The 875-nt window shown below is 77.7% G+C and carries 1 protein-coding gene; it reads right to left on the bottom strand.

The features are described from left to right. Nucleotides 1–136: 136 nt before the first annotated feature. Nucleotides 137–875, bottom strand: a 739-nt coding sequence (locus tag ABD308_RS12730) for an EamA family transporter (RefSeq protein WP_344332816.1), incomplete at its 5' end; no start/stop codon positions are given.

Below are 875 nucleotides of genomic sequence, written 5' to 3'. Positions count from 1 at the left end.
TCGCAAGGCGGAGGAGGGAGTCCATGCGGTGGGGGCACCTCCCGGCCGCCAGGCTGGGGGCCATCGGCGACCGACGACAACGCGGCGAGGTGCGTGCCCTGGCGTCGCACGCCCGGCGGGAATTGTCAGACACGCGCTAACGCCGGGTGAGCGCGGCGATGGCGGTGAGCAGCAGCGCCGAGCCGGCCAGCAGGTCCGGGGTGAGCGGTTCGCCGAGGAAGGCCACGCCGAGGACGGCGGCGGTGGCCGGTTCGAGCAGCACCAGGACGGCCGCGGTGGCGCCCGGCACGACGGTGAGGCCGGCGAAGTACCAGCGGTAGGCGAGCAGCGTCGGCACCGTGCCGAGGAACAGCAGGGCGCCGGCGGTCGCCAGCGGCGCGCCGGTGGTCGGCAGCACGCCGCCGTCCACCGCGAGGGCGAGCGGCAGCAGGCAGAGCAGGCCGGTGGTGAAGGCTCCGGTGGAGGCGCGGGCGGTGCCGCCGGCCCGGGCCCAGAGGGTGAGTCCGCTCTGCCCCGCGCCGGCCAGCACGGCGAGCGCGGTGCCGAGCACGGGCCGCGGACCGCCGGCCGGGCCCGCCACCAGCAGGACCAGCCCGCCCAGCGCGAGCAGGTTGGCGGCCACCGCCCGCCCGGCGAGGCGTTCGCCGAGCAGCAGGTGGGCGCCGAGGCTGGTCAGCACCGGCCCGGCCCCGATGGTCACCAGGGTGCCGAGGCCGAGCCCGGCGTACCGGACCGAGCCGAAGTAGGCGCACTGGCTGACCGCGAGCCCCAGCCCGGTGAGCAGGGCGGCGCGGCGCAGCACCGGGGCGGCGCCGTGGCCGAGCGCCGCACGGGCGGCCACGATCCGGGTGAGTTCCTGCTCGATCGGGAAGAAG

This window comes from Kitasatospora putterlickiae, from assembly GCF_039527695.1.
In the GTDB taxonomy this organism is placed as follows: domain Bacteria; phylum Actinomycetota; class Actinomycetes; order Streptomycetales; family Streptomycetaceae; genus Kitasatospora; species Kitasatospora putterlickiae.
This window is presented reverse-complemented; position numbering and strand designations above follow the sequence as displayed.